26 protein-coding genes and 4 pseudogenes are annotated in these 24,791 nt (G+C 69.7%); 11 read left to right on the top strand and 19 right to left on the bottom strand.

Features of this window, described 5'->3' with window-relative positions; genetic code table 11:
• Nucleotides 1-142: 142 nt before the first annotated feature.
• The 4 genes from Q4V64_RS42515 to Q4V64_RS42500 form a co-directional block, all read right to left on the bottom strand.
• Nucleotides 143-568, bottom strand: coding sequence for a cupin domain-containing protein (locus Q4V64_RS42515; protein ID WP_124444581.1), 426 nt, complete (start codon nt 566-568; stop codon nt 143-145).
• Nucleotides 569-810: 242 nt separating this feature from the next.
• The gene (locus Q4V64_RS42510; RefSeq protein WP_253267398.1) at nt 811-996 is read right to left on the bottom strand and encodes a hypothetical protein; all 186 of its coding nucleotides are present in this window, start codon (nt 994-996) and stop codon (nt 811-813) included.
• A gap of 327 nt (nt 997-1,323) precedes the next feature.
• Nucleotides 1,324-1,503 carry a hypothetical protein gene (locus Q4V64_RS42505; RefSeq protein ID WP_124444580.1) on the bottom strand — a complete coding sequence of 60 codons (180 nt, stop codon included), beginning with the start codon at nt 1,501-1,503 and terminating at the stop codon, nt 1,324-1,326.
• Between the two features lie 61 nt (nt 1,504-1,564).
• The gene (locus tag Q4V64_RS42500; RefSeq protein ID WP_124444579.1) at nt 1,565-1,759 is read right to left on the bottom strand and encodes a hypothetical protein; all 195 of its coding nucleotides are present in this window, start codon (nt 1,757-1,759) and stop codon (nt 1,565-1,567) included.
• Nucleotides 1,760-2,132: 373 nt separating this feature from the next.
• Here Q4V64_RS42500 and Q4V64_RS55620 point away from each other — a divergent pair.
• Nucleotides 2,133-2,504 (top strand): annotated as a pseudogene (locus Q4V64_RS55620) (ferritin-like domain-containing protein); the annotation flags it as partial.
• Here the strand turns inward: Q4V64_RS55620 and Q4V64_RS55615 are convergent.
• Nucleotides 2,408-3,319 carry a CocE/NonD family hydrolase gene (locus tag Q4V64_RS55615; protein WP_253267397.1) on the bottom strand — a complete coding sequence of 304 codons (912 nt, stop codon included), beginning with the start codon at nt 3,317-3,319 and terminating at the stop codon, nt 2,408-2,410. The pseudogene Q4V64_RS55620 and the gene Q4V64_RS55615 overlap by 97 nt on opposite strands.
• A gap of 194 nt (nt 3,320-3,513) precedes the next feature.
• Between Q4V64_RS55615 and Q4V64_RS55610 the strand changes: the two are divergent.
• From Q4V64_RS55610 to Q4V64_RS42475, 4 genes and pseudogenes are all read left to right on the top strand, one after another.
• Nucleotides 3,514-3,893 (top strand): annotated as a pseudogene (locus Q4V64_RS55610) (helix-turn-helix transcriptional regulator); the annotation flags it as partial.
• A gap of 284 nt (nt 3,894-4,177) precedes the next feature.
• Complete coding sequence (locus Q4V64_RS42485; protein ID WP_253267399.1) at nt 4,178-4,573, top strand: hypothetical protein; 396 nt, start codon at nt 4,178-4,180, stop codon at nt 4,571-4,573.
• Between the two features lie 222 nt (nt 4,574-4,795).
• Nucleotides 4,796-5,263 (top strand): SsgA family sporulation/cell division regulator, encoded by a 468-nt coding sequence (locus Q4V64_RS42480; protein ID WP_124444577.1) that lies wholly within the window; start codon nt 4,796-4,798, stop codon nt 5,261-5,263.
• Nucleotides 5,264-5,444: 181 nt separating this feature from the next.
• Nucleotides 5,445-6,299, top strand: coding sequence for a Bax inhibitor-1/YccA family protein (locus Q4V64_RS42475; protein ID WP_124444576.1), 855 nt, complete (start codon nt 5,445-5,447; stop codon nt 6,297-6,299).
• 676 nt (nt 6,300-6,975) lie between these two features.
• Here Q4V64_RS42475 and Q4V64_RS42470 read toward each other — a convergent pair.
• The 4 genes and pseudogenes from Q4V64_RS42470 to Q4V64_RS42455 all read right to left on the bottom strand — a co-directional run.
• On the bottom strand, nt 6,976-7,569 hold the full coding sequence (locus Q4V64_RS42470; protein ID WP_124444575.1) for a DUF308 domain-containing protein: 594 nt from the start codon (nt 7,567-7,569) through the stop codon (nt 6,976-6,978).
• Between the two features lie 44 nt (nt 7,570-7,613).
• Complete coding sequence (locus tag Q4V64_RS42465) at nt 7,614-9,233, bottom strand: tannase/feruloyl esterase family alpha/beta hydrolase (protein WP_124444574.1); 1,620 nt, start codon at nt 9,231-9,233, stop codon at nt 7,614-7,616.
• Nucleotides 9,234-9,494: 261 nt separating this feature from the next.
• Nucleotides 9,495-10,187 (bottom strand): cytochrome b/b6 domain-containing protein, encoded by a 693-nt coding sequence (locus Q4V64_RS42460; RefSeq protein WP_124444573.1) that lies wholly within the window; start codon nt 10,185-10,187, stop codon nt 9,495-9,497.
• Nucleotides 10,171-10,347, bottom strand: a pseudogene (locus Q4V64_RS42455) (molybdopterin-dependent oxidoreductase); the annotation flags it as partial. The gene Q4V64_RS42460 and the pseudogene Q4V64_RS42455, both read right to left, overlap by 17 nt.
• Before the next feature lie 300 nt (nt 10,348-10,647).
• Here Q4V64_RS42455 and abc-f point away from each other — a divergent pair.
• The 3 genes from abc-f (at nt 10,648) to Q4V64_RS42440 (ending at nt 14,662) form a co-directional block, all read left to right on the top strand.
• Nucleotides 10,648-12,282: a ribosomal protection-like ABC-F family protein gene (gene abc-f, locus Q4V64_RS42450; protein ID WP_124444571.1), complete on the top strand. Its 1,635-nt coding sequence runs from the start codon at nt 10,648-10,650 to the stop codon at nt 12,280-12,282.
• A 79-nt stretch (nt 12,283-12,361) separates the two neighbouring features.
• Nucleotides 12,362-14,056 (top strand): ABC-F family ATP-binding cassette domain-containing protein, encoded by a 1,695-nt coding sequence (locus tag Q4V64_RS42445; RefSeq protein ID WP_124444570.1) that lies wholly within the window; start codon nt 12,362-12,364, stop codon nt 14,054-14,056.
• Between the two features lie 42 nt (nt 14,057-14,098).
• Nucleotides 14,099-14,662 carry a CGNR zinc finger domain-containing protein gene (locus Q4V64_RS42440; RefSeq protein WP_124444569.1) on the top strand — a complete coding sequence of 188 codons (564 nt, stop codon included), beginning with the start codon at nt 14,099-14,101 and terminating at the stop codon, nt 14,660-14,662.
• Nucleotides 14,663-15,228: 566 nt separating this feature from the next.
• On the opposite strand, the gene Q4V64_RS42435 is transcribed toward Q4V64_RS42440, so the two are convergent.
• Nucleotides 15,229-15,426 (bottom strand): hypothetical protein, encoded by a 198-nt coding sequence (locus tag Q4V64_RS42435; RefSeq protein ID WP_253267396.1) that lies wholly within the window; start codon nt 15,424-15,426, stop codon nt 15,229-15,231.
• A gap of 366 nt (nt 15,427-15,792) precedes the next feature.
• Between Q4V64_RS42435 and Q4V64_RS42430 the strand changes: the two genes are divergently transcribed.
• Nucleotides 15,793-16,239 (top strand): cupin domain-containing protein, encoded by a 447-nt coding sequence (locus Q4V64_RS42430; protein ID WP_124444568.1) that lies wholly within the window; start codon nt 15,793-15,795, stop codon nt 16,237-16,239.
• 104 nt (nt 16,240-16,343) lie between these two features.
• Here the strand turns inward: Q4V64_RS42430 and Q4V64_RS42425 are convergent, their stop codons facing one another.
• On the bottom strand, nt 16,344-16,508 hold the full coding sequence (locus tag Q4V64_RS42425) for a hypothetical protein (RefSeq protein WP_216377700.1): 165 nt from the start codon (nt 16,506-16,508) through the stop codon (nt 16,344-16,346).
• A gap of 398 nt (nt 16,509-16,906) precedes the next feature.
• Here Q4V64_RS42425 and Q4V64_RS55605 point away from each other — a divergent pair.
• Together Q4V64_RS55605 and Q4V64_RS42415 are read left to right on the top strand one after the other, a co-directional pair.
• Nucleotides 16,907-17,113 (top strand): annotated as a pseudogene (locus Q4V64_RS55605) (MBL fold metallo-hydrolase); the annotation flags it as partial.
• Between the two features lie 386 nt (nt 17,114-17,499).
• A complete protein-coding gene (locus Q4V64_RS42415; RefSeq protein WP_124444585.1) occupies nt 17,500-18,039 on the top strand; it encodes a hypothetical protein in 540 nt (179 codons plus the stop codon).
• A gap of 131 nt (nt 18,040-18,170) precedes the next feature.
• Here the strand turns inward: Q4V64_RS42415 and Q4V64_RS42410 are convergent, their stop codons facing one another.
• The 8 genes from Q4V64_RS42410 to Q4V64_RS42375 all read right to left on the bottom strand — a co-directional run bounded on the left by Q4V64_RS42410 (nt 18,171) and on the right by Q4V64_RS42375 (nt 24,628).
• Nucleotides 18,171-18,770, bottom strand: coding sequence for a GPP34 family phosphoprotein (locus tag Q4V64_RS42410; RefSeq protein ID WP_124444567.1), 600 nt, complete (start codon nt 18,768-18,770; stop codon nt 18,171-18,173).
• Nucleotides 18,771-18,856: 86 nt separating this feature from the next.
• A complete protein-coding gene (locus Q4V64_RS42405) occupies nt 18,857-19,036 on the bottom strand; it encodes a hypothetical protein (RefSeq protein WP_301184599.1) in 180 nt (59 codons plus the stop codon).
• 167 nt (nt 19,037-19,203) lie between these two features.
• Entirely contained in the window at nt 19,204-19,392 is a 189-nt protein-coding gene (locus Q4V64_RS42400; protein ID WP_253267395.1) for a hypothetical protein, read from the bottom strand.
• A 106-nt stretch (nt 19,393-19,498) separates the two neighbouring features.
• A complete protein-coding gene (locus tag Q4V64_RS42395) occupies nt 19,499-19,924 on the bottom strand; it encodes an organic hydroperoxide resistance protein (protein WP_124444565.1) in 426 nt (141 codons plus the stop codon).
• Nucleotides 19,925-20,274: 350 nt separating this feature from the next.
• Nucleotides 20,275-21,639 (bottom strand): epoxide hydrolase, encoded by a 1,365-nt coding sequence (locus Q4V64_RS42390; protein ID WP_253267394.1) that lies wholly within the window; start codon nt 21,637-21,639, stop codon nt 20,275-20,277.
• 672 nt (nt 21,640-22,311) lie between these two features.
• Nucleotides 22,312-23,283: a quinone oxidoreductase gene (locus Q4V64_RS42385; RefSeq protein ID WP_124444564.1), complete on the bottom strand. Its 972-nt coding sequence runs from the start codon at nt 23,281-23,283 to the stop codon at nt 22,312-22,314.
• A 126-nt stretch (nt 23,284-23,409) separates the two neighbouring features.
• Nucleotides 23,410-23,790 (bottom strand): nuclear transport factor 2 family protein, encoded by a 381-nt coding sequence (locus tag Q4V64_RS42380; protein ID WP_124444563.1) that lies wholly within the window; start codon nt 23,788-23,790, stop codon nt 23,410-23,412.
• A gap of 67 nt (nt 23,791-23,857) precedes the next feature.
• Entirely contained in the window at nt 23,858-24,628 is a 771-nt protein-coding gene (locus tag Q4V64_RS42375) for a glucose 1-dehydrogenase (protein ID WP_124444562.1), read from the bottom strand.
• Between the last annotated feature and the right edge of the window lie 163 nt (nt 24,629-24,791).

The raw sequence follows: 24,791 nt of genomic DNA, 5'->3' as shown, positions 1-24,791 counted from the left end.
TGCCCGTTGAGGAGCGGCGTCCGGTGCGTGCTCTCGGCGTGCCGGCCGGAAGTCCTCGTACTGGATGTACTTGGGCTTTCGGCCGGTGCGGCGAGAGTGCGTGCCGGGCGTCGCGACGGGGCGAACGTTGCCTGTCGGGGCACTAGTAGGTGGTCACCAGGGGCTTCGTCTCGTCGACCACGTACGTGGAGAGCATCATCGTGGTCACCGTGCCGACGTTGCGGGCGTTGTGGATGACACCGTTCGGGATGAAGAACGGGTCACCCGTGCGCAGCCGGAGCGGCGGGCGGTCGTCGAACTCCATCAGGACGTCGCCGCGGATGATGTATCCCACCTCGACGCCGGGATGGCTGTGACGGCCCGACTCCTTGTGCCGGGGAATCTGTACGAGCGTCTGCGCCGCCTCCCAGCCCTTGGCGGGCGAGGGGTGCTCTTGAAGCAGGGTGCGTGTGACGCCAGCGGTGGGATCGGAGTCCGCGGCCTCGGCGGCCGACGACAGAGCGGCTGCGCCGAGCGCGCCGGCCGCGGCGGCACCGCTGGTACGGAGAAGAGAACGGCGATCCATCATCACATGTCCTTTCGGTCGGTAGGCATCAAAGCCGACCAGACAGGCAGAAGGTTTTCCGACGCCAAACAATCATGTGTCTCAGTAGGCACACAAGGGTGCATGTCGGCCAATCTTGATACGTGTGCACACGTATCAAGTGTGCGCGGAGCAGCGGAAAGAGCGCCGGCGTCCCGGACACAAACCTCCGGGCCGTCGGTGTCGTCGGGGTCGTCGGGGCTGTCGCGCCGCGTTGACCGGACCGGTCAGGCGGTGGCAACCGTCAGCACGACGTCATGGACGACCGGCTCCTCCACCACCGAGATCTCGGACGTCTGCGACTGGTAGCCGTCGGCGGAGGTGATCAGGACGTACTGTCCGGTGGCCGGGGCGTCCAGCGTGCAGGAACCGTCGGGCCGGACGTCCGACCGGCTCAACACGCGGCCCTCCACGGAGGTCAGCGTGACCGCGCCCCGCGGGACGGGCGTGCTCTCGGCACCGCGGCCGCGGCCGCGGCCGCGGACCGGGATACCGCAGGGCGACCGGAGCGACGTACAAGAAGATGTCGCCGATGGCGTGCCGTAGGCGCCCTCCAGCCGGGTGCGCACCGGGGCGGGCAGCAGGGCGAGGTCGGGCAGTTCGCCGCCGCCGGAGGCCTTGGCGGCCGTCGCCCGGTCCTGCGGGCCGAGCTGGGTGATGGTCTCGCGGGCGTAGTGGCCGATCCGGGCGGTGAGGGACGACCGCCCTGCTCGCTCTCTCCCTCGCCTCGGACACGACGGTCACAGAACGGCGCCGAGGAAGGTGGCGGCCGCCAGTTGGCGTGTCTTGCGGGTGTACTCCACCGTCTGACGGTCCGGGTCCCGTCGGTCGTTGCAGTTGAATCGGCGAAACAGCTCCTGGAGGGCCACCTGCTCCTTGCCCGGACGACCCGGGAAGAGGGGGTATTCGTAGGTCTTCATGACCTGCCCCGTTGACGTTGAGTGCTCGGCGATGGATGCGATACGGACCTGCGCCTGAGTGCTACAGCCCCAGGTCGAGGGCCAGACACGAGAAGGTGCGCCACGCGGCCGTGTCCTCGGACGAGGTGTTCGCGCCGCCGTTCGGCGCGGACTCCGCCACTTCGGTCATGTCCTCGTACCGGATGCGCTCGGGCAGTTTGCCGAAGCGCGCACTCCGTGCCGCCGCAGCGGTGTCCATCGTGGCTTCCTGGTTCATGACCAGCCTCCACTTCGTGGATTGTGGACGGTCCTGTCGGTCGACGGGACTGGGTTCATCTTGCAGTCGAGTTCGTCACCTGTCAAGGGGGTGACGAGTTGATATGTGTGAGCTGCATTGCCGGCTGACATGCCTGATGATCCGGGAGTGCTCGGACTCCGCCGCGCAGCGGTGGACGTTCAAGGGCGGGACCATGCGCGCGCTCGGTATGTGTGTGCAGCTCGCCGACGGCTTTCGACGGCCGACGCGGCGGGCCCCGAACTCGCTTCCTGCAACGGGAGTTCTGCGCAGCGGTTCGTACTGAACCACCGCCACGACCTGGTGAGCACGCTCGTCGACAAGTGCACGGACGTACGGGACAACGGTACGACGAATGGAGCTCGGCTCCAGCACCCGCGGGCGGCCCGAGCCCGGTGCCGGCGGAGCCGCTCCCGTCCTCGCCGGCGGAACCGACCCGCCCGACAGCCCAGTGCAGGCAGTGTCGGCACTGGGCCGCGTCGCCCACAGACCCTCCGTGCCCTGTTGGAACCCGCCCTCGCGCGGGACGAGCCGGGACAAAGAGCGCGAGATCGCGGGGAAGGCCCTTCAGGCGACCCTGGTCGACCTGCTCGACCTGTCCCTGGCGGCCAAGCAGGCGCACTGGAACCTCTACGGGCCGCGCTTCCGCTCCTTCCACCTGCAGTTCGACGAGGTGGTCACCACCGCGCGCGAGTACGCCGACACGGTGGCCGAACGCGCCGCCGCGCTGGGGGTCAGTCCGGACGGGCGGGCTTCCACCATCGCCGCCGCCAGCGGTGTGCCCGACTTCGCGGCGGGCTGGACCAAGGACGTCGACGCGGGGGCGATGAGGGGGACGGCGCGGAAGACGTCGCAGGAGGCCATTTTGTCGATGCTGTCCCAGGCGAGGTATTTCGCGGAGCGCTCGTGGTGGCCGCGAGGGCCGCAGTAGTACTCCCAGCCCTCGACGCCGTGTTCGCCGCCGAGGGCGCCCGCTTGTTCGGCGGTGTCGGGAAACATCGTCATCACGCCGGGGTCCTCACCGAGGGCGGCGCGGGTGCGGGCCTGGGCGGCGGCGTCCAGGAGAGCCCGGAAGACGGCCGGGTCCTGGGAGCCGTCGGCGCCGTAGCGGAACTGGCGGGCGGGTTCGGCGGTGCAGACGGCGGCGACGGCCTTGACGCGATGGTCGCCGCCGGTGGCGGCAAGCGAGTAGCCGCCGGAGGCGCAGATGCCGAGCAGGCCGATGCGGCCGGGGTCGACTTCGTCGCGGGTGGTGAGGTAGGAGACGGCGGCCTTGAAGTCCTCCACGCGCTGGGCGGGGTCCTCCAGCCCGCGGGGCAGGCCGCCGGACTCGCCCTGGTGGGCGGCGTCGAAGGCGAGGGTGACGAACCCGCGCTCGGCCATCAGCTGCGCGTGGGTACCGGAGGTCTGCTCCTTCACTCCCGTGCCGGGGTGGCCGACCACCAGCGCCGGGCGGCGCCCGGCAGCCGGGCTGTCGGGGGTGTAGAGGTGCGTCGCGATCTCGATACCGGCGCTGTCGAAGCTGACACGGGTCCTGGCCATGAGAACAGCTCTTTCTGAGAAGGTGACGGGTGTTTGCGTCGAGTCCCCGGCGGGCGGACCCCGAGAGGTTCCGCTTCCTGCCGGGCACATCTCCACACTCCGCCACCTGCCCCACCCGCGGAAGAGTCAGATTACTGCCTGGGAAAGAACCTGCCCCCTCACACATGTGCCGTCCCCGGTGCGATGGTGTGACAATGGAGAACACGCAACAGACATCTGACTCCCACCTCGGTGCCTTTCTCAGGGCCCGTCGGGCGCAGCTGAAGCCGCGGGAGTGCGGCCTGCCCGGGACGGACTCCGACGCAGCGTCAAGGGACTGCGCCGTGAGGAGGTCGCCCGACTCGCCGCGATCAGCGTGGACTACTACGCCCGCCTCGAACAGGACCGCGTGCGCGCCTCCGCCCCCGTCCTCACCACCCTGGCCGGCGCCCTGCGCCTCGACGACGATCAGCAGCGCCGCGGGCGCCGTCACCCGCGACGTCCTGCTCACGACCCGCGATCTCGAACCACCCGCCGGACTCGATGCCGTCTTCCGCGACAAGTACGGCCGGCCGGCCGACGCCCTCGTGACGAGCGCGGAGGCACGGGCCGCGACGATCCGTATCGACCCGGAGCCCACACGGGGTACAGGCGCCAGGCCGCCCTTCTGAAGAGCCGGCCTCGGATGTCAGGCGCCGGTGTTGAGCACCGGTTCGTCGTCGTACACCTTCGTCACCTCGACGTTCAGCACAGCGCGAGCCCAGCTCCCATGCAGTACCCGGTGATGCCTCCAGGTAGGCACCGGCGTCGCGCTCCGTCGGCTCGGGGGTGAGCGCCTCCATCGCCGTTGTGAGTCCCACGCTCCGGGGAACGAGACTGATGCTCGCCACGACCCTCGGGTACGACGAGAGGACCGGGCCCTCCCCCGCCACGCACCGAGCCCCCGAGGGGCTGGCGAAGAACAGCGCGGCCAAGGTCGAGTGGGGCTCGGCCGGCTTCCCGACCGCGTTCGTCGCCACCTACGGCACCGAGGGCCCCGTCCCCGGCTTCAACGCCGAGTACGACGCCTTGCCGGGCCTGTCGCAGAAGAAGGGCGTGGGCAGCCACGACCCGCTGGTCTACAACTACGACGCGCGGCAGGGCCCCCGTGGTCGACGTGCAGCCAGATGCCTCTCCCTTGTCCGCGCCCTGCGGCCGGGTCCAGTCGAGCGGGGACGTGCCCTTGACGCGGTTGTAGTCGATGGCGACTGCCGGCCGGACGCGGTCCGCCGGTAGAGCCACACGTGCGAACGGGAGGAGTTCCTGTCCTGTCCCGTGACCAGGAGACAACGCCACGCCACGGTGACGCAGCCCATTGACTTACGTCACACCTGCGAGGTCCGTCGACGCATCCCGGCGCCGAGGCGCGCTTCGACCGTCAAGTGACCGATGTGCGGGTTCTGTTCCCGGTGAAGAGTGGTAGACGCAGACTTCGTCCGACGGAGGGGAACTCCTGTCATGCACCGCGATCAGTCACCCCTGCAGGCGGGTTCGGCGCCCGAGCTTGTGCCTTCGCTGTTCCTGGACCTCTACCAGATGCTCGACGAGTTCACTCCGCTGCCGATACGTGCGGAGTTCCGTTTCGACCCGGACATGCCCGCGATGATCACGGTCGAGTTCCTGGCGGAACGAGGACCGAGTCTCATCTGGCGCATCGGCCGCGAGCTCCTGCATCACGGCTTGACGTCGATGAGCGGTTGCGCCGATGTACGGATGTGGCCGGCACTGCCCAGGGAGCGGCCCTCCTCCTGGCTGCTTCTCGAATCGCAGGAGGTGGAGGCCTTGTTCGAGGTGCCCGCCGCGCCACTGGCGGAGTGGCTCGACGCGACCTACCGGATCATCTCGGCCGAGGCGGAGATGGACGGTCTGAACTGGGACGACTTCCTCATGGAGCTGCTCGACGGCCCGGCGACACCGTCCGAATGACCGCCACCGGGTGCGCGCACGGATCACTTGCTTCTCATTTCGTCACCTGTCAGAGCGGTGACGCACAGAGTTGCCGTCGTCGGCCCGGTGCGTGGCCGGCGGTGCACGTATGCCGCCCCGGGCACCCGATGACAACGCTTTGCCGCAGGCCGCGAGTGTGCGGCGGACGAGGAGGAATGACGTGAGGACCAGCAACCCGATCCTTTCCCGCTGGGGTGCCGCCCGTGACGCCGGCCCGGCCGACGCCTACGCGCGCCGGCCGGTGGATGCCGCGGTCGGAGGCCGGCCGACGGACGCCTACGCGACCAACCCCTACGCCCCCGGTGCGGACACGTCACCGCGGACCGACGGGACCGCGGTGACGATGGACGACGTCATCGTCCGCACCGGGACGACGCTCGGCACCGTGGCCCTGACTGCGGTGCTGTCCTGGCTCCTGCTGCCCATCGACGAGGCGCACCTCGGCCGGTCCTACGGCATGGCCATGGGCGCGGCCCTCGTCGCCTTCGTCCTGTCGCTGGTCCAGTCCTTCAGGCGGACGCCGTCCCCGGCGCTGATCCTCGGGTACGCGGCGTTCGAGGGTGTCTTCCTCGGTGTGCTCTCCAGCACGATCTCGACCTACCTCGCGCCGGGTGTGGTCGTACAGGCGGTGCTCGGCACCTTCGCGGTGTCCGCGGGTGTGCTCGTCGCGTACCGGATGCGCTGGATCCGTGTGACCCAGAGGTTCACCGGGTTCGTCGCCGCCGCCGCGACCGGCTTCCTTCTGCTGCTGGTCGCCGACCTCCTGTTCTCCGCCTTCGGCGCGGGCAACGGCCTCGGTTTCCACAGCGGCGGCCTCGGCATCCTCTTCGGCGTCATCGGCATCCTGCTCGGCGCGGCCTTCCTCGCCATGGACTTCAAGCAGGTCGAGGACGCCGTCGCCTACGGGGCCCCGCGCGAGGAGGCGTGGCTGGCCGCCTTCGGTCTCACCCTGACGCTGGTGTGGATCTACCTGGAAGTGCTGCGTGTGCTGACCATCTTCAACAGCGACAACTGAGTTCTCGCCGCCGGAGGGGCACGCGCACCGCGCCTGCCCCTCCGGCGTGTCCGTGCGCCGGTCCGCCCCCTGGACCCTCCTGGCGACCAGGCTCGCGCTGCTCCTCCCCAACACACCCGGCTGCGCCGACTGGCCTCGGCCGCCTTCACCCCACGCCGTACGGCCGAACTGGCGCCACGTGTCGAGCAGATCGCCCCCGACCTGATCGACGCGCTGCCACTGGCTGCCGAGACGGACCTCGTCGAGGCGTTCAACGCCCCGCTGCCGGGCGCGGTGGAGGAGTTCCTGCGCTACGACACCTCCGTCGAGCGCTCCACCAGCCGCTACCCGGCGCGTGACATCGAACTGGGAGGGGTGCCGATCCCCGGGGCAGCATGGTCGTCGTAGCTCTCGGTGCGGTGGGGCGCGACGCCCCGCCGGCCGAGGACGAGGACCCGGCCGTTCTCGACGTGACCCGGCCGGGCGCCCGTCATCTGGCCTTCGGACAGGGCATCCACTCCGCGTCCCCGAACTCGAACTCGCCGCCCCGGCGGGCTCCTTGGAGTGGACCGGCTCAGGCATCATCCGCGGAGTGCTGTCCCTGCCGGTGTGCTACCGCGTCGGCTGACAGCATGAGAAACGTCCCGGCCCGCGCCGTAAAGGCGCGGGCCGGGACGGAACAGAAGGGGTAGGGCCTTCAGACGGTCCGCGTGCGCAGCTGGCGGGCCTTCCAGCCCAGCAGGCCCGCCTGGACGATGAAGAACACCCCGCCGCCCGTGGCGTAGACGGACAGCACGTCGAGCGAGGGATCGCTGCCCGCGGCCTGGATGTTGTAGAAGATGCCGACGACGAAGGACAGCCCGCCCGCGATCAGCATCGGCCACTGCTTGCCCAGCTCGGGGCCGCGCCGCTTGAGCCCGACGGCCACCTGCGCGGCACCGGATATGACGGCCCAGGCGCCGAACACATGCAGCACCGGTGCCACGCCACCGGCCCCGGCGATGCCGACCGCGATGGCGGCGAGCGTGCTCAGCACCCCGCTGAACGCCGTGACTTGGCGCTCCGATCCGTCGGGGAAGGCCCGGTAGTCGATCAGCGAGGACACCGCGTCGATCAGCGGGTAGACGACCAGCAGCGTGATCGCCACGGCGTCGACGTTCTCGTGGGCTCCGGCGAACGCCAGGGCCCACGCCACGGCCAGGACACCACGGCCCAGGTACAGCCTCAGCAGGGAGAAGCGTTCGTCCGTGGCGGCCGCCGGAAGCGTCGGCGTCGATGTCTGCGTGCTCATGTGGGTTCGGCCTTTCTCAGGTCAGGGGGTCGTCGCCGGCCCCCTCAGTGTCGGGACGGGGGGACACACCGGAAGCTGGAGGCGACGGCCGGGTCGCCGTGGCCGTTGTAGCGCGACACCTGCGGGTAGCTGCACAGGTCACGGGTGACGCTCTGCTGGGAGTCGTTGGTCAGGGTGGCGGGCAGCGTCTCGGGCGCCTTGCCCTGCTCGACCCAGGCGGTCAGCGCAGCGAGGCCGTCGGCCGAGCCGTCACCGCCGTTGAGGCCGCAGTGGTTGGTGCCCGGGGCGAGGAAGAGGCGGTAGAAGTCGTCGACCGGCTTGGTTCCGCCCATCTCCCGCTCGACCTGCTCGCGGTACTTCACGGTGCCCCGGGTAGGGATGTACTGGTCGGCCAGGCCGTGCCAGGACAGCAGCTTGCCGCCGGACTTGCGGAAGCCGGACAGGTCCGGGTCGTCGGTGCCGATGACCTTGTCGTACTCGGCCTGGGACTGCTTGAACAGCTGCGTGAACCGGCTGTAGGTGATCTTCGAGAGGTCGAGGGAGGGATCCTTCGCCACCCAGAGCTTGACCCAGTCGGCGGGCACCTTGAACGGTGCGCCCGCGACATTGCCGTCGGCGTCGGACCCGTTGACGCCGGCCAGGGCCGAGATGTCGGCGCCGATCGGGACGCCGGACCACAGCTTCTTGCCGGAAGTGGTGCGCGGGCCGTCCCAGATCTTGCGCACGACGGTCGCGTCGGCCGCCGTGATGGTCAGCTCCTTGCCCTCGCACACGACCTTGGTGCCGATCAGCCGGCGCGGGTCGAAGTCGCAGCGGGACGGGTCGTTGACCAGGCCGTCCTTGACGCCGTCGAGGGAGTCGCAGGCCTTGACGGCGGCGCTGGTGAAGGCGTCGAACTCACACTTGGACGGGAAGATCTTCTCGTTGTTCATGACCACCTGCGGCCACAGGGTGGCGACCTCGAACTCGTCCCAGTTGACGGCGGGAGCGTCGGCAAGGATGCCGTCGTAGTCGTCGGGGTAGCGCTGGGCCTCCATGTAGCCCTGGCGTCCGCCGGTGGAGCAGCCGGTGAAGTAGGAGTAGGCGGGACCCTTGCCGTAGAACCCGTCGACGACCTCCTTGCCGACGACCGCCGCCTCGTGCTGCGAGCGCGAGGCGAAGTTCTTCAGCAACGCGGTGTTGACCTGACCCTCGCTGGTCAGCGCCCAGCTGGTGTCCAGGGCGTCGCCGACACCGGCGTCGGTGCTGACGGCGGCGTAGCCGTTCTTGACCGCGGTGCCCAGCGCGACGCCGTTGTCGCCGGCCAGGTAGGCCGCGCCGCCGAGCCCCTGGAAACGGCCGTTCCAGCCGCTGACGGGCAGCCAGGTCCGCACCTTGGCGTGGTCGCCGTCGCCCGGGTGGGTGAGGGTGACCGTCACCTCGCAGTAGGCCGGGACGCCGGAGACCGTACCGCCCAGGACGCCGGTACCGATGATGGTGCCGCCCGCCTGGCTGACCGCGGTCACGGACTCCACCCTGGTCCCGGCCGGAGCCTTCACGGAGGGCGCCGCGCAGGCGAACGTCGTGGAGGCGGAACCGTCCTGGGGCTCCGCCGAGGCGGTCGGCAGATACACCGCTGCGGCCAGCGGCACACCGGCCGCGAGGACAGTCAGAAGTCGTCTCATTGGTTTCCCATCGAAGAAGGAGGTGTGTGTGCCTGGCCACGGCGACACATATGCACGTCACATGAGGCGGGCTGAAGACTGATCCGGATATTATCACCGGTTAAGCAGGTGACGACAGAGGTGGGTCGAACTCCGGTCAAGCGAGCGGGCAGGCCACTCTCGCCCGGACCCACTCTGGCCACGCGCCGCATATCCCGACAACAGTCAGTTGACGGTCCACACCCAGGAACACCGACCGGGCCCCGCGAAGGACGTGTCAGGTCATTCGACGGTCCGCCGCTCGGACACGTCACTCACCTGCTCCTCCCTCAACCACCGCGAGTGATACCGCTGCGCCCACGACCGGCTGACGTATCCGGTACGCATCCCCAGCCTCGCCTCGGGGTCCTCGAACGCCTTGCGCATGTGGCCGAGCACGACAAACGTGATCGCCCAGGCCACGATGTCGTGGACGAAGATCGCGCTGGTGCGGGAGATGAAGGGCAGCAGCCCCATGAACCACATCAGCAGGCCGGTGAACATCATGATCAGCACGGCGACGGCGATCCAGCCCGCGTAGAGCTTCTGGCCCGCGTTGAACTTGCCGGCCGGGCGGGCCTCGGGAGATGTCCGGCGCCTGCGTACGGCACGCAGCCACTGGCGGTCGTACACCGCGAAGCGGTTCAGGCGGCGCAGGTCGGCGCGGAAGGCGGGTGAGAGGAGCCCGAGCAGGAAGGGCAGGGGCAGCGAGATGCCGGACCATTCGTGGACCGTGACCATCAGGTGCCGTCGGCCGACGAGTTGGGCCAGCGGGCCGAGGTAGAGGCAGGCGGCGGTGACCAGGCACAGCAGCATCAGGTAGCCCGTGGCCCGGTGGACCATGCGCTCGGCGGTGCTGAACCGGCGGAGCCGGCCATCGTGTTCAGGCCGCGTCGCCGCGCCGGTCGGCGTCGTCGAGTCAGCCGTCGACCGCATAACCGCGCTCCTCCCAGTAGCCGGGAACGACCTCGTCGGTGACCGAGATACCGGACAGCCACTTGGCCGACTTGTAGAAGTACATGGGGGCCACGTAGAGGCGGACCGGTCCGCCGTGCGCGTGAGTGATGGGCTTGTCCTGCATGTTCAGCGCCACCAGGTCATGAGAGTCTCGGAGCTGTCAAAAAGAGGCCGTTGATGCACACGTATGAGCCTGACCGGCCACACCACCGACCGCGCAGCCGACGATTTGTTAGGCTGTCAGCGACGTTGACCATGTATCGAGGAGTCACAGACGTGGTGGGTGAAGACGACATCTCCGGGTGAGACCCGGATCTGACGGCCACCGGCCGGCGCTCAGGAGCGCTGCCGACGTGGTTCGTTTCGTCGTACCCCTTTTCCCACGTCTGCCCAGGGCAGAGGTCCAAGCTCTGCCCTCCGTCCCTTCGAGGTCGCCTCCATGTCCGACGCCGCGATCGTCTGCTCGAACCTCTCTTTCGCCTGGCCCGACGACACCCCGGTCTTCCACGACCTGTCCTTCACCGTGACCACCGGCCGCACCGGCCTGGTCGCCCCCAACGGCGCCGGCAAGAGCACCCTGCTCAAGCTGATCGCCGGCGACCTGAAGCCCATCACCGGCTCGGTGTCCGTCGGCGGCACCCTGGGCCACCTCCCGCAGAGCCTTCCCCTGACCGGCGGTCTCACGGTCGCCGAGGTGCTCGGCGTCGCCGCGGTGATCCGTGCCCTGGACGCCGTGGAGTCCGGGGACGTCGCCGAGGAGCACTTCGCCACCATCGGCGACGACTGGGACATCGAGGAACGCACCCGCGCCCAGCTCGACCGCCTGGGCCTGGCCGACCTCACCCTGGACCGCAGCCTGAGCACGCTCAGCGGCGGCCAGGTCGTCTCGCTCGGCCTCGCCGCCCAGTTGCTCAGGCGCCCCGACGTACTGCTGCTCGACGAGCCCACCAACAACCTCGACCTGCGGGCCCGGCGCAAGCTCTACGACGTGCTGTCGGACTTCCCCGGCTGCCTGCTGCTGGTCAGCCACGACCGCGCACTGCTCGACCGCATGGAACGCATTGCCGAGCTCGGCAGCGACGAACTGCGCCTCTACGGCGGCAACTTCACCGAGTACGAGGAGGCCGTGCGCGCCGAGCAGGAGGTCGCCGAGAAGAACGTCCGCAACGCCGAGCAGGAACTGAAGCGGGAGAAGCGGGAGCTGCAGCAGGCCCGAGAACGCGCCGAGCGCCGCGCGAGCAACGCCGCCCGAAACCTCAAGAACGCCGGCCTGCCCAAGATCTTCGCCGGCAACATGAAGCGGGGCGCGCAGGAGTCCGCGGGCCGGGCCGGCCAGATGCACGCGTCCCGGGTCGGCGAGGCCAAGGCCCGCCTCGACGAGGCCGGACGCGCGCTGCGCGACGAGCAGCGCATCGCCCTGGACCTGCCCGACACCCAGGTGCCCGCCGGCCGCAACCTCTTCCTCGGCGAGGGGATGCAGGTCCGCCTCGGAGACAAGGCGGTGTTCGCCGCGAGCGGTGTCGACCTGTCCGTCCGGGGCCCCGAGCGCATCGCGCTGACCGGTCCCAACGGGGCCGGAAAGACCACCCTGATGCGGCTGATCACCGGCGAACTCGCCCCGGACGGCGGGGAGATCAAGCGCAACGACGGCCGGATCGCCTACCTCTCGCAGCGCTTGGACCTGCTGGACCTGGACCGCACCGTGGCGGAGAACTTCGCCGCGTTCGCCCCCGAGCGGCCCGAGGCGGAACGGATGAACCTGCTCGCCCGCTTCCTGTTCCGGGGCACGCGGGCGCACCTGCCTGTCGGGGTGCTCTCCGGCGGCGAGCGGCTGCGCGCCACCCTGGCCTGCGTGCTGTGCGCCGAACCTGCACCGCATCTGCTGCTGCTGGACGAGCCGACCAACAACCTCGACCTGGTCAGCGCCGGCCAGCTGGAGAGCGCGCTCAACTCCTACCAGGGCGCCTTCATGGTGGTCAGCCACGACGAGCGGTTCCTCGCCGAGATCGGCGTGAACCGCTGGCTGCGGCTGGCCGACGGAACGCTCACGGAGACGGGAGCCCCCGCGGTGTGAGCCACCGACGTGTGCAGTGGCCCGCGTCCGAGGCAGCACGCCCCGCGGGCCGAACACCGATCACGTCGGACGGATCCCCATGCCCCACCCCGCTCTGCTCGCCCACGGCCTCGTCCGCAACCTGGGCGGCCGTCGCATCCTCGACGGCGTCTCCCTGACCGCCTCCCCCGGCCACCGCATCGGCCTGCTCGGGGAGAACGGCGTCGGCAAGTCCACCCTGCTGCGCGTGCTCGCCGGCCTCGACGAGCCCGACGCGGGCAGCGTCACCCGCCCATTCGACCTCGGCTTCCTCCACCAGGAGATGCCGTACGACGCCGACTCGACCATCGCCGCGGTGCTGGACGAGGCACTGCGCGAGGCCCGCGAGGACCTCGCCGAGCTGGACCGGCTCGGCGAGGAACTCGCTCGCGCCTCCGAGCACGACCCCGGCCACCAGGAGCTCCTCGACGCCTACGGAAGGCGCCTCGAGCAGGCCCAGGACCGGGAGGCCTGGGACGCCGACCGCCGCGCGGCCCTGGTCCTTGACGGCCTGGGCCTCGGCGCGTTCGGGCACGACCGCACGCTCGGTTCGCTCTCCGGCGGGCAGCGAGGCCGGCTGGCCCTGGCCGCCCTGCTCGTCCGGCGGCCGTCGGCGCTGCTGCTGGACGAGCCGACCAACCACCTCGACGACGGCGCCGCCGCTTTTCTGGAGGAGCAGGTCCGCGGCCTGCCCGGGACCGTGGTCGTCGCCAGCCACGACCGGGCGTTCCTCGACGCCGTCTGCACCGACCTGATCGACCTCGATCCGGCCGTGGACGGCCCGGTCCGCTACGGCGGCAACTACAGCGCCTATCTGTCGGAGAAGCGCGCCGAGCGGGAGCGCTGGGAGCGGCGGTATGCCGAGGAGCATGAGGAACTGGTGGAGCTGCGGCACGCGGCGGGGGTGACCGCGCACCGGGTCGCGCCGGACCGGGGCCGCACCGACAACGAGAAGATGGGCTACGGCCACCGGGCCGGCCGCGTGCAGAACCAGATCTCCCGCCGGGTCCGCAACGCCGCCCGGCGGCTGGAGGAGCTCGAGCGCACCCAGGTCGCCGAGCCGCCGCGCCAGCTGCGGTTCGCGGCCGGGGAACTGGCCGCGCATGCCGAGGAGGACCTGCGGCCCCTGGTCGCCCTGCACGAGGTGCGGGTGCCCGGCCGGCTCGCGCTGCACGGCCTGGAGGTGTCGGCCACAGACCGGCTGCTCATCACGGGCGGCAACGGGGCGGGCAAGTCGACGCTGCTCGCCGTACTCGCCGGACGTCTCACGGCCGAGGGCGAGGTGCACCGGCGGCGCAGGCTGACGGTCGGGCTGCTCACCCAGGACACCGCGTTCGAACGGCCCGACCGCACGGTCCGGGACACCTACGAGCTGTCGCTGGGCCCGCAGCGGGCCGAGAAGGTGCCGCTGGGCTCGCTCGGACTGATGCACGAAGCGGACCTGGACAAACCGGTCGGGCACCTGTCCGTGGGTCAGCGCCGCCGCCTGGCCCTGGCCCTCCTGGTGGCCCGCCCACCTCAGCTGCTCCTGCTCGACGAGCCCACCAACCACCTCTCCCCGCGCCTGTGCGACGAGCTGGAGGCCGCCCTGGGGCCGGGCCCCGGCGCGATCGTCGTCGCGAGCCACGACCGCTGGCTGCGCCGACGGTGGCAAGGCCGCGAACTTCGCCTGGAACCGGGGCGCGGCCGACGGGAGGAGGAGGTGCCGTACGAGCTCGACCACGCCGTGACCAGGGATAACCGTCTGGAACAGTGACGCTCCTTGCATCCGACATAAGTCACCTGTCAAGATGGTGATGTGAATCTTGACCATGTATTCGTATGCGGGCACCCGGCCCTCGACTTCGCGGCGACCCTCCGAGCCCGGCGCTCGACCCGGTTCGAGATGTTCGTGACACCGGAACGGCTGAATGCCTGGTACCTGGAGTCCGGGCTGGTGGACACGATCACTCCCGGCGAGGAGGACGACGTCCGGGAGGCCACGACCGTACGCGAGGCCATCTACCGGCTCGTCACCGACCGCCGTCTCGGCGAGGAGTTCGACCGGGAGGCGCTCGACACGGTCAACGCCGCCGCGCGCAAGACCCCCGTGACGCCCCAGCTCACCCCGACCGGGCGGCTCACCGAGGCGACGCCCGAGCAGGCGCTGGCGACCGTCGCCCGGCAGGCCGTGGAACTGCTCAGCGGCCCGGACGTCCCCTTGATGAAGGAATGCGGCAACCCCGAGTGCACCAGGGTCTACATCGACCGCTCCCGGGGCATGCGGCGCCAGTGGTGCGGCATGGAGTCCTGCGGCAACAAGATCAAGGCCGCCGCATACCGCGCACGCAAGAAGACCACGCCCGCCGTGGCCGCACGCTGACCCCTCACCTGAGCGGCGCGCGGTCCCGGCGAACGCGGGGCCCAGTCGGCGGCGAGGTCGTTGGGGGGGCTTGCCGAAGGGGTCCACGCGCTTCCTTTCCAGATCCTGCGGCCCTCACCGTAAGCTCACACAAGCACTCCGGACGCCCGGACATGGTTGCCCCTCGGCATACTCTCCAGCCCGACCGGGGAACGAGCGGGACATATGTCTCCTCACGTGTGCCCCAGCTGGCCGGCCTGTACGGGCCGGCGACGGTCCTCACGCACTCCTACGGCGGTCTGCCCGCGACCGAGGCCGGTGCCGCCGACCACGTGTCGCGTATGGGGAGGGAGCCGAACCCGGCTCATCCGTCTCACCGCGGAGCCCCTTAGGAACGGACGGGCCAGCGCCAATGGTTCACGACACGTGTGCGGGGACGGGAACGGACCACGAGAGCGTGGCTGAAAAGTCCCGTCACGGCCACCGCCGCCCGCGTGGCCGACGGCAGAGCCTTCCACCTGCAGAACGCAGCAGCAGGCCGAAAGGTTCACCACAGCATGCGCACCGGGTCGCCATTTCGAGGTGTCTCAGAGATACATGGCTCGATGACTGCGGTAAGCGAACATGTCGCCCGAGCTGAGGATGGTCACGATTCCCTCGCAGCAGCGCCGGTACTCCGTCTCCTGCTCGGCCGGCAGGGTCACGCAGACGACGGGCCCCTGGGGCACGACATGCCGCAGGTTGTCCAGAAGGCCTTGCGGGGGCGGCAGCAGCAGTACCTCCATGACGCGCCCCCGCGTTCACACTTTAGGCAGCGGCGAGTGCCAGAAGCCTGCCGCATTTGTGCCGCCAAAGTGCCGCGGTCCACGAACCGGCGAACACATATGCTCGCGAGGTGTCGCTCGGCGTCGGAACGACGCCCATGGAGATACATGTGATAGACAGAGACAATTGAGTGGAAGGTGTGCGTGCCCGAAGGCCCGAAACCAGGTATGTGACATTGTCTGCTCTGCACGCGCCGCGCGGTCCGGTCCCCATGGCCGCTGTCGCCGACCGCGCCCTGTGTGAGCGCGTGTTCCCACGAATAGTGCACCGACCGTTCCGGGGACGGCCCGGCCAGGATCGGCGTGCTGGAAAGCCACCTGAAAGGTATGACCACATTGCGTAAGAACCTGCTGCGGCTGGGAGTGACCACGGTTGCTGCCGTCGGTCTGTCCCTCGGCGCCGGAACCGCGTTCGCCACCCCGGCCGGTCCGGGCGTGACGGGCAAGATCATCTCCCAGACCACGTTCGACGGGAAGGACTACATCCTCCGCCAGGTCACCATTCCCCCGGGCCAGAGCACGGGCTGGCATTACCACGACGGAACCCTCTACGGCCTCGTCCAGCGGGGCACACTCAGCCACTTCGACTCGGACTGCGAGTCCGACGGCGTCTACAAGGCCGGCAGCGGACTCACCGAGCCTTCCGGCGCGGACCACGTGCACATCGGCCGCAACCTCGGCACGACCGATGTCGTCCTCGACGTCCTGTACGTCCTGCCGCACGGCGCCCCGCTGTCGGAGGACGCCCCCAACCCGGGCTGCGACTTCCAGTAGGTCGCCCAGCCCTGCGCACCACATGACGGGCCCGCCACGGTGTGTCACCGGGGCGGGCCCTCGCACGACAGGGCCCCGAGGCTCCTCCACATGTCCACGGGCGATCAGGAGCGGAACACAGCGGCCTGGCCGTGGATCCGCCCGTGGGTGTCCATCAGGTCACACATCGTGACATCCTCGTGCAGCGTCACGACCACCTCGCGGATCCCCCGGGCGCCCTCCCCCAGCGACCCCGCATGGATCGCTTCGACCAGGCGGTCGGCGATCACCTTGCCGACTTCGCCGAGCGGTACGGAACTCTGTCCAGGGCCCGGGAACAGATGAGGGCGCTGTCGGTGACGGCGCGTTCCAGGGACGGCGTCGTGGAGGTCACCGTAGGCGCCGACAGCCACGCGGCGTGGATCCGCTTCATCGACCATCGGTTCCGCGGGATGTCCGCCCCACAGTTGAGCGACAGTGTCCTGGAGGCTCTGACGACGGCCCGGTCCGAGGTCGCGGCCAGGGCGGCCGCCGTGATGACGGCCGCGAACCTCCTGTCGGCGTTGCCCGCGCAACCCACGCCCGGAGGCGAACCGACGAGGTCACGGCCGCAGGGCCGCTGTGGGGGCCGTAAGCCCTCGCCACCCACTCCCCTGCCGCCGGAGCTGCGCGAGGCCGTCGGCGCGGCGAGCACCTGCGCGCCACGTACGACGTGCCGGTCCTCATGCACGAGGAGGAGATACCGCACGCCCGCCGCGACTTCCTCGATCAGGTGTCCGTCGGCCAAGTGCTCGCGCAGACATGGCGGCCCGGTGTGCTCCCGTGGGCCGTACACGCCCTCCGGGCCGGCGGAACCACGCATGTTCCGGTCTGCGAGCCGCAGAGGTTCCCGGCCCGGCAGCGGCATCCTGGTCACCGGCGATGCCTTGGGCACTCCGCCAGGTGACGGCCCCGCATCCGAGGCGCGGCCCGGCACTCGCGCTTGTCCCTCCGGACAGGGCAACACGGTCGCACACATACAACGACCCACCAAGGTCGCCAGGGAGGCGGTTCGACGACACACTTACCGGCCAGTGTCGGCGCCGGGAGTCTCGTGCGAGTGACGTCGTCGAACCCTCGGGAGGTCGAAAAAGGTCCACACTTCCTCTATGCGCAGGCACATCAGCGCCTATCGTGGAGAGTAGGCATGCCAGAGAAGCATCTGGCGTCGACACTTATCTGCACGGGACCCTCGGTGTGGGTACCATGCGCAACGTCATCCATATAGAGGGAGTGAACGGTGTGACCAGCCAATCAGCCGCCACGCTCCGATCGCGGTACGTAGCACAAGCCGCGTCGGACCTGGAGGAGAACCGTCGGCGACAGCAGGAGCTGACGGAGAAGATCAAGATGTTGAAGCAGGAGGAGGCCCTCCTGGCGGACATCATCAACCTCGCCGAGCAGTACGAGGGTTTCGCGGACGCGTCCCGTCTGCCCGAGCAGTCGCAGGAAGAGCCCGTCATCGAAAAGGTGAAGCAGGCCCCTGCCAAAACCGCTTCGCGACGCTCCACGTCGGCCACGACCACTCCGGCCGCCAAGACTGCACAGGCCGGCGCGAAGACGAAGTCGCACCAGCCTCTGCTCGGTGACCTGCTTGCGGACCTGCTCGGCCAGTACGACGAGCCGCGTCTGGCGAAGGAGCTGCGGGACGAACTCCTCGAGAAGCACCCGGATCGCAACCCCACACCTCAGGTGGTACGGAACACCCTCGAATCCCTGGTCGCCAAGGGCCGTATCAGGCGTCACAAGCAGCAGCGTTCCGTCATGTACAGCCTGGTGTAGCGGGCGAGGCGGACAGCTCCGACTGACGCCCACGCGCGTCCCGCGGGCGGTGTCCGCAACCGGGTACTGCTATGCACCTCACGCGGCAGGGACGAGGTTCCGCATGCCCTCGCGTCCGGCAGGTAACGGCCCTACCCCCGCCACACGTTGTCGAACGCGGCGTTCTCGACGTCCCGCCGCAGTCGTACGGCCTCCAGCTGCGTCACCGCGTCGCCGACGGCGGCCAGCACCGTCGTGACCGCGTCCCCGATGAGGCTCTCGCGGGCCTCGGCCGGGTCCTCCCCGATCCCTGCGGCCGCCAGCAGAGCGGCGAGGACGGGCTCGCCGGACGCCCTGCGTTCCTCCGCACTGCGGCGGGCCTGCGAGTCGGCCAGGACGGTCCGCGCGGACCGCAGCCCGAAGTGGCCCCGTGGGTGGGTGACGAGCCCTGCCCGCTCCAGGTCGTCGACATAGGCCGCGGCGAGCTCACCACCGCGGCGCCACAGCCACTCGCCGACCGTCTCGTACGGCTCCCGCCGGATGAGCAAGGCGTCCGCCTGATCCAGCAGACGGTCACCCGTCGCCACCCGAGGGCGGGGCACCACGCGGCCGCCGGCCAGGCTGAGCGCTCCGCTCTCCAGGAGATCGATCGCCTCGGCCCCCGCGAGCGCAAGGGACAGGTCTCCTTGCGCCACGGACCGATCGGACGGCATACCCAGGGCGACGAGCGCCAGGTCGCGTGCCGTGGTCACGACTCCCTCCTCGTCTCCAGCAGGCGCAGCCACACCTCACTGATGGTGGGGATGGATGGTGTGGTGGTCGTGGCGGGGTGGCGGTCTCAGCGGCCGGGGGCGCGCTCGGTGACCACTTGGAGGAACCACTCGTTGCCGTCGAGGTCCTTGGAGGCGGCGAAGGTGCCGTAGCCGGCCCGCTCGGGGTGCACGCCGGGGACGCGGTGGGAGTCACCGACGTGGTGGAAGGCGCCGGTCTCGTCGCGGAACGGGCCGGAGACCTCCACACCACAGGAGGTCAGCTCCTCCTGAGCCTTGAGGATGTGACGGTCAGCTGGAGGCCGTGAAGCGTGCCCGCCGCCGTCGAGGGTGTTCTCACGCGCCGCTGACGTTCCCCTTCACAGCGAGGTGACCGGTCCGGCACGATCCGGTGCCGGACCGGTCCTTCCGCCGGTCAGAGGAAGTTGGAGACCGACGGGCCGTAACCCGACAGCGCCGCACTCTCCGCCCAGTTCCACACCTGCATGTCCGTCCGCCAGTCACGGTCCTCGGGGCTTGCCGTGTCTCGGGACGTCCGCTCGCCGGAGACGCAGTCGCGATCCGAGCGAGGTTGCGTGGCGATCCGTACGTATGTGTGCGTCATGGAGGCCATGTCCTGCCCTCGGTCTTCGATCGGAGGTGTGGGTGGGGCTGAGGGGTGGCGGGTCCCGTGCAGGGGGAACACGGGACCCGCTGTCTTGGGGGCCGGATCAGGCGGCGCTGGCGTTGATGGTGACCGGGATGTTGTCGCGCGTGGCCTTGGAGTACGGGCAGATCCGGTGGGCCGCCTGCGCGAGTTCCTCGGCGGTGGCCTGGTCGACACCGCCGAGCACGGGGGTGAGGACCGCGGAGAGGGAGAACTCGCCGTCGTCGCCGTGCGTGAGTGTTATCTCGGCCGTGACGGTGGTGCTGGTGAGCCGGATCTTGCGGAGGGTGGCGGCGCGGCGCAGGGCGCCGAGGAAGCAGGCGGCCCAGCCTGCGGCCAGAAGCTGCTCGGGGTTGGTCGCGGTGCCGGCGCCGCCGAGCTCCTTGGGCAGGGCGAGGCTGGTCTCCAGCAGACCGTCGGAGGAGCGGACGTGACCGCCGTTCCGGCCCTCTCCGTCGACGTCGACAACGGCGGTGTAGCTGACTGCCATGACTGGTGCTCCACATCTGGGTCGCAAGGTCTTCGGGCGCCTGCCGTCCAGGACACTCTCAATGTCACCGGTTGAAGCGGTGACGTAATCATGGCGGCCATTCCGTCACCCGTCAAGCCGGTGATGGGCGACTTCGCGGGTTGCACATGTCCCTTGTCGCCCTTGTGACATGTCCCAGCTGTGCCCGCGGCATCGAGTGACACCTGCCTCAGGGCTGTCGGTGCCGCTTCGGGGGCCGCGGTGGATTGACGCGGATCGTCCGCTCGCTCAGCACACATCCGAGCCTTGCTACAGCCCGGCCGGCCAACCAACGACCAGGCCTCTTGCTGCCTGCTGTCACACGCCCGGTCTCAGCCCCGCAGTGACCTGAAGGCCGTGCGCAGCTCCTGGGACAGCAGTTGGGGCTGTTCCCAGGCGGCGAAGTGGCCTCCCCTGTCGACCTCGTTCCAGTGGATGAGGTTGCCGTAGGCCCGCTCGCCCCAGCTGCGCGGCGCGGGATAGATCTCGGCAGGGAACACCGTGACCGCCACCGGGACATCGGGGATGTCGAACGCGTTGAACGGGCCGCCGCCGGCCCGGGTGCCTTCCCAGTACAGCCGGGAGGACGACGCCCCGGTGTTGGTCAGCCAGTACAGCGAGATGGCGTCGAGCATCTCGTCGTAGGTGAGGACCTTCTCGGGCTCACCGCCGGAGTCGGTCCACTCCGCGATCTTGTCGTAGTAGTACGCCGCCATCGCGAGGGGCGAGTCGGCGAGGGCGTAACCGATGGTCTGCGGGCTCTCGTTCATCATCGCCGCGTAGCCGAAACCGTCGCGGTAGAAGTGCAGCAGCCGGTCATAGGCGACCTTCTCGCGAGCGGACAGATTCGAGGGCGCGGCATCGAAGTTGCGCAGATGACGCAGGACGTCCGACGGCACGGTGCCCGGCATGTTGATGTGGATGCCGAGCAGACCCTTCAGCCGCTGCGTGGCCTGGATCTGAGCGATGATCGAGCCGTGGTCGCCGCCCTGGGAGACGTACTGCTGATAGCCGAGCCGGAGCATGAGCTGGTGGAGCGCGGTCGCCATGCGGGCCGGGTTCCACCCGGTCGACGTCGGCTTGCCGGAGAAGCCGTGGCCGGGCAGCGTCGGCAGGACGAGGTGGAAGGCGTCCTGCGCGCGCCCGCCGTGGGCCGTCGGGTTGGTGAGCGGGTCGATGACCTTCAGGAGCTCGATGATCGAGCCCGGCCAGCCGTGCGTCATGAGCATCGGCAGAGCGTCGGGGTGCGGGGAGCGGATGTGGGCGAACTGGATGTCCACCCCGTCGATCTCGGTGATGAACTGCGGCAGCGCGTTGAGCCTCGCCTCGACCTTGCGCCAGTCGTACCCGGTCCCCCAGTACTCGACCAGTGGGCGGACCTTCGCCAGCTGGGCGCCCTGGGATCGGTCACCGACGGTCTCGCGCTCCGGCCAGCGTATGGCTCGCAGCCGCCGCCGAAGGTCACCGATCTCCCGCTGGGGAACCCTGATGCGGAAGGGACGGACTCCGGGGATCGGCTGGGCGGAGCCGACGGAGGCGCCTGTCACCGACGTGGGACCCGCCGACGCCGACCCGCCTGTTGCCGCCTGCGCCTGGCCGGGCATGCCGAGTTGCGTGGCGGCGACGGCACCCGCGGCGAGACCCAGGAACCGGCGACGGCCAGTGGTGGTGGGGTTGGTATCTCCGGTCGGATTCATGTGCGGAACTCCTTGTCTCGGTGGTGAAGAGCTGGCAACTGACGGCCGAGCGAGGACAGGGCAACAGAGTGCCTCGGGTGAAACACCTGGAGCACTGACACCTGTCGAGCTGGTGATTCGTTCACACGTGTCGATGATTACGCACCCCTAGTCACCCGTCAAGCAGGTGACGAGCCCTGCGGGGGAGGGCATGAAGTACGCGGACGCTCCGCCGACAGCCCCAAGTCGCCCTAGAACGGCCAGTTCAACCGGAAGGAGACGCGATGGCCTCGTCCTCGACCTACGCGCCGGGAGAGGCGCCGCGCTCCGCGCGGCTGGCCGGTGGCTCCGCCACCGGATGCGATCCCGTTGATCGCGGCTCCAATTGCTCCGCAATTCGGCCTGCAGGAACGGGATGCACGACGTCGTCCGGTGCGCGAAGCCGAGTCAGCTCATGAGGTACCTGGTGTCGCCCACCAGGTGGATGTGCATGCGGCGTTCGGCGAATCGCCAGGTGCCGTCCCGCCGCGCAAAGCGGTCACGGTACCGGCCGGCCGCTATGGGCTGCAGCGGCAGTCCGGCTCAGTTCGAACGGGAAGCGCGCCGCGGCCGGGTGGGACTCGGCGCGCGCGTACCTCTCCAAGGCGATCGTCGTGCCGTCGTGCGAGGCTGTCCGGTGTGCCTGTGCCCGACTCAGAGGCTAGGGTCGAGCAGGAGCTTGCCGGATGTGCGCCGCGATTCGATGTCGGCGTGTGCCTGATCGGCGGCGCCCAGCGGGTAGCGCCGGGTGATGTCGATGCGCAGCTTGCCCTCGCGGATCTTGTCGAACAGGTCTCCGGCATGCTTGAGCAGCAGCTCCCGGCTGTGGATGTGGTCCGCGTACACCGCGTAGGTGACCCTGATGCTCTTGGGCAGGTCGAAGAGCCGCACCGTGGGGATGTCGCCGATCAGCGGGCCGTAATAGACGAGCGTCCCGACCCGTCGCAGGGCCTCGATCGAGGGCCGGAACGTGGTGGCGCCGCCGCCGTCGAAGACGGCGTGCACTCCCTCGCCGTCGGTCAGGTCCTTGACCCGGTCGACGAAGTCACCGCCCGAGGAGACGAGGACCTCGTCCGCGCCCGCCGCCTTCGCGGCCTGGGCCTTCTCCTCGCGGGAGACCAGGCCGATCACACATGCGCCGCGCAGCTTGAGCAATTGGGTGACGATGCGCCCCACACCGCCGGCGGCGGAGTGTACGAGCGCGGTCTCGCCCTCGGCCAGGGGGGCGGACTCGGTGACGAAGTGGTGCGCGGTGAGTCCCTGCATCATCGTCGCGGCGGCGATGTCGCTGGGGATGTCGTCCGGGACGGGGACGACCTTGGCGGCGGGGACCGCGATTCTCTCGGCGTAGCTGCCGTAGACGGATACCCAGGCCACCCGGTCGCCGATCGCGAAGCCGCTGACACCCTCACCGATGGCGGTGACCCGGCCGGCGCCCTCGACCCCGGGGACGAAGGGCGGATTGCCGGGCACTGAGAATCCGGCACGGGTGCCGGTGTCCATGAAGTTGATACCGGAGAAGTCGACGTCCACCACCAGTTCGTCCGGCCCTGGCTCGGGGTCGGGCCATTCCTTCAGCCGGAGCACTTCCGGTCCGCCCAGCTCTTCCACTACTACAGCGCGCATGGCGCACACCTCTTTCTGTCGGTAGGAACGCCGAATGACCGGCGAATGCATCGGAGAGACCTTGTTGTCCCGGGGTTGCGCGCGCAGGCTGCGGGCTCGCGCAGCGCCTTCGGCGGAGCGGTCCGCTCAGGCCTGCAGCAGGGTGGAGGCGTAGGCGGGGTTGGTGTAGTCGCGCCAGGCCGCGATCCGGCCGTCGCGGAGTTCGTAGACCGCCATGTTCATCACCGGGGCGAGCTTGCCGCCGGGCAGGGCGAGCCCGTGCATCTGCTCGGCGATGACGACGTCACCGTTCGCTGCCTGCTGCACGGTCTCGAACTTGATCTGCGCGAAGTTCGCGAAGACGCCCTTCCACAGAACGATGACCGCGTCGCGCCCCTCGACCGGCGAGTCGCCGTAGGCGGTGAAGACGACGTCGTCGGCCAGGAACGGGGCGAGGGCGTCGGCGTCCTGTGTGTTGAAGGTGTTCACGAAGTCGCGGACCAGTGTGTCGTTGTCGGTGACAGCCATGATGAAGATCTCCTTGTTCGGTAGATACGTGTGGTGGGTTGTTGTCGGTGCCGGGGGCTCCGGGCGGTCAGCCGGCGATGACGGCGACCGCGGTCCGGCCGCCGTCCACGTCGAGCACGGTGCCGTGCACGAACGCGGACTCGTCACTGCCCAGGTAGACGGCCGCCTGGCCGATGGCCTCCGGGGTGCCGGTGCTGCCGTACGGGGTGCCCTTCATCATCGCTTCGGCGGGGTTCGGGCCGGTCTCGCCGGGGTTGGGGGTGAGGACCACGCCGGGCGAAATGGCGTTGACCCGGATTCCGCGACCGGCGAACTCGGCGGACCAGGAGCGGGTCAGAGCCTCCAGCGCGCCCTTGGACGCGGTGTAGGCGACACCCAGGGGAAGACCCTGCCGGACGGCCCAGGAGCCGAGGTTGATCACCGCACCGCCGCCCGCCTCCGTCATGTGGGGCGCGAGCTGGGCGGTGAGGAAGAACGGCGCCTTCACGTTGACGGCGAAGATGCGATCGAAGGTCTCCTCGTCGGTGTCCAGGGTTCCGTTGGCAGGGAAGATGCCGGCATTGTTGACCAGGATGTCGACCCGGCCGCCGAGAGCGGTGAGGGCGGCGTCGGCGAGGGCCAGGGACGCGGCGGCCGAGCCGTCGAGGGCGGCAGCGACGAAGTCGGCGCGGCCGCCGTCGGCACGGATCTTCGCCACGACCTCGGCACCTCGCTCGGCGTCACGGCCGGAGACGACGACATGTGCGCCCTCCCGGCCGTACGCGATCGCGACCCCGCGGCCGATGTTGCTGGTCGAACCGGTGATGAGTGCGGTCTTGCCCTGCAGACGAGTGCCCATGACGAGTCTCTCCTGACGCTGGAAGGCCGCCGGGAACGGTCGGCCGCGCGAGGCTGAAGGGCCGCGGATGAGCAGCCCTGACGGGTGACCGAGGCGGCGGAGGCTTACCTGACCACCCGGTCATGTTCACTGTAGACCATAAGATGACCGGCCGGTCACGTTA

The organism is Streptomyces sp. NL15-2K, from assembly GCF_030551255.1.
In the GTDB taxonomy this organism is placed as follows: Bacteria; Actinomycetota; Actinomycetes; order Streptomycetales; family Streptomycetaceae; genus Streptomyces.
Note: the sequence above shows the minus strand (reverse complement) of the source record. Positions and strands in the feature narration are given on the sequence as shown.

Coding starts and splice junctions, on each gene's coding strand:
- Q4V64_RS42515 (WP_124444581.1), bottom strand. CDS start 568: ATGATGGATCGCCGTTCTCTTCTCCGTACCAGCGGTGCCGCCGCGGCC.
- Q4V64_RS42505 (WP_124444580.1), bottom strand. CDS start 1,503: ATGAAGACCTACGAATACCCCCTCTTCCCGGGTCGTCCGGGCAAGGAG.
- Q4V64_RS42500 (WP_124444579.1), bottom strand. CDS start 1,759: ATGAACCAGGAAGCCACGATGGACACCGCTGCGGCGGCACGGAGTGCG.
- Q4V64_RS55615 (WP_253267397.1), bottom strand. CDS start 3,319: ATGGCCAGGACCCGTGTCAGCTTCGACAGCGCCGGTATCGAGATCGCG.
- Q4V64_RS42485 (WP_253267399.1), top strand. CDS start 4,178: ATGCTCGCCACGACCCTCGGGTACGACGAGAGGACCGGGCCCTCCCCC.
- Q4V64_RS42480 (WP_124444577.1), top strand. CDS start 4,796: ATGCACCGCGATCAGTCACCCCTGCAGGCGGGTTCGGCGCCCGAGCTT.
- Q4V64_RS42470 (WP_124444575.1), bottom strand. CDS start 7,569: ATGAGCACGCAGACATCGACGCCGACGCTTCCGGCGGCCGCCACGGAC.
- Q4V64_RS42465 (WP_124444574.1), bottom strand. CDS start 9,233: ATGAGACGACTTCTGACTGTCCTCGCGGCCGGTGTGCCGCTGGCCGCA.
- Q4V64_RS42460 (WP_124444573.1), bottom strand. CDS start 10,187: ATGCGGTCGACGGCTGACTCGACGACGCCGACCGGCGCGGCGACGCGG.
- abc-f (WP_124444571.1), top strand. CDS start 10,648: ATGTCCGACGCCGCGATCGTCTGCTCGAACCTCTCTTTCGCCTGGCCC.
- Q4V64_RS42445 (WP_124444570.1), top strand. CDS start 12,362: ATGCCCCACCCCGCTCTGCTCGCCCACGGCCTCGTCCGCAACCTGGGC.
- Q4V64_RS42435 (WP_253267396.1), bottom strand. CDS start 15,426: ATGGAGGTACTGCTGCTGCCGCCCCCGCAAGGCCTTCTGGACAACCTG.
- Q4V64_RS42430 (WP_124444568.1), top strand. CDS start 15,793: ATGACCACATTGCGTAAGAACCTGCTGCGGCTGGGAGTGACCACGGTT.
- Q4V64_RS42400 (WP_253267395.1), bottom strand. CDS start 19,392: ATGACGCACACATACGTACGGATCGCCACGCAACCTCGCTCGGATCGC.
- Q4V64_RS42395 (WP_124444565.1), bottom strand. CDS start 19,924: ATGGCAGTCAGCTACACCGCCGTTGTCGACGTCGACGGAGAGGGCCGG.
- Q4V64_RS42390 (WP_253267394.1), bottom strand. CDS start 21,639: ATGAATCCGACCGGAGATACCAACCCCACCACCACTGGCCGTCGCCGG.
- Q4V64_RS42385 (WP_124444564.1), bottom strand. CDS start 23,283: ATGCGCGCTGTAGTAGTGGAAGAGCTGGGCGGACCGGAAGTGCTCCGG.
- Q4V64_RS42380 (WP_124444563.1), bottom strand. CDS start 23,790: ATGGCTGTCACCGACAACGACACACTGGTCCGCGACTTCGTGAACACC.
- Q4V64_RS42375 (WP_124444562.1), bottom strand. CDS start 24,628: ATGGGCACTCGTCTGCAGGGCAAGACCGCACTCATCACCGGTTCGACC.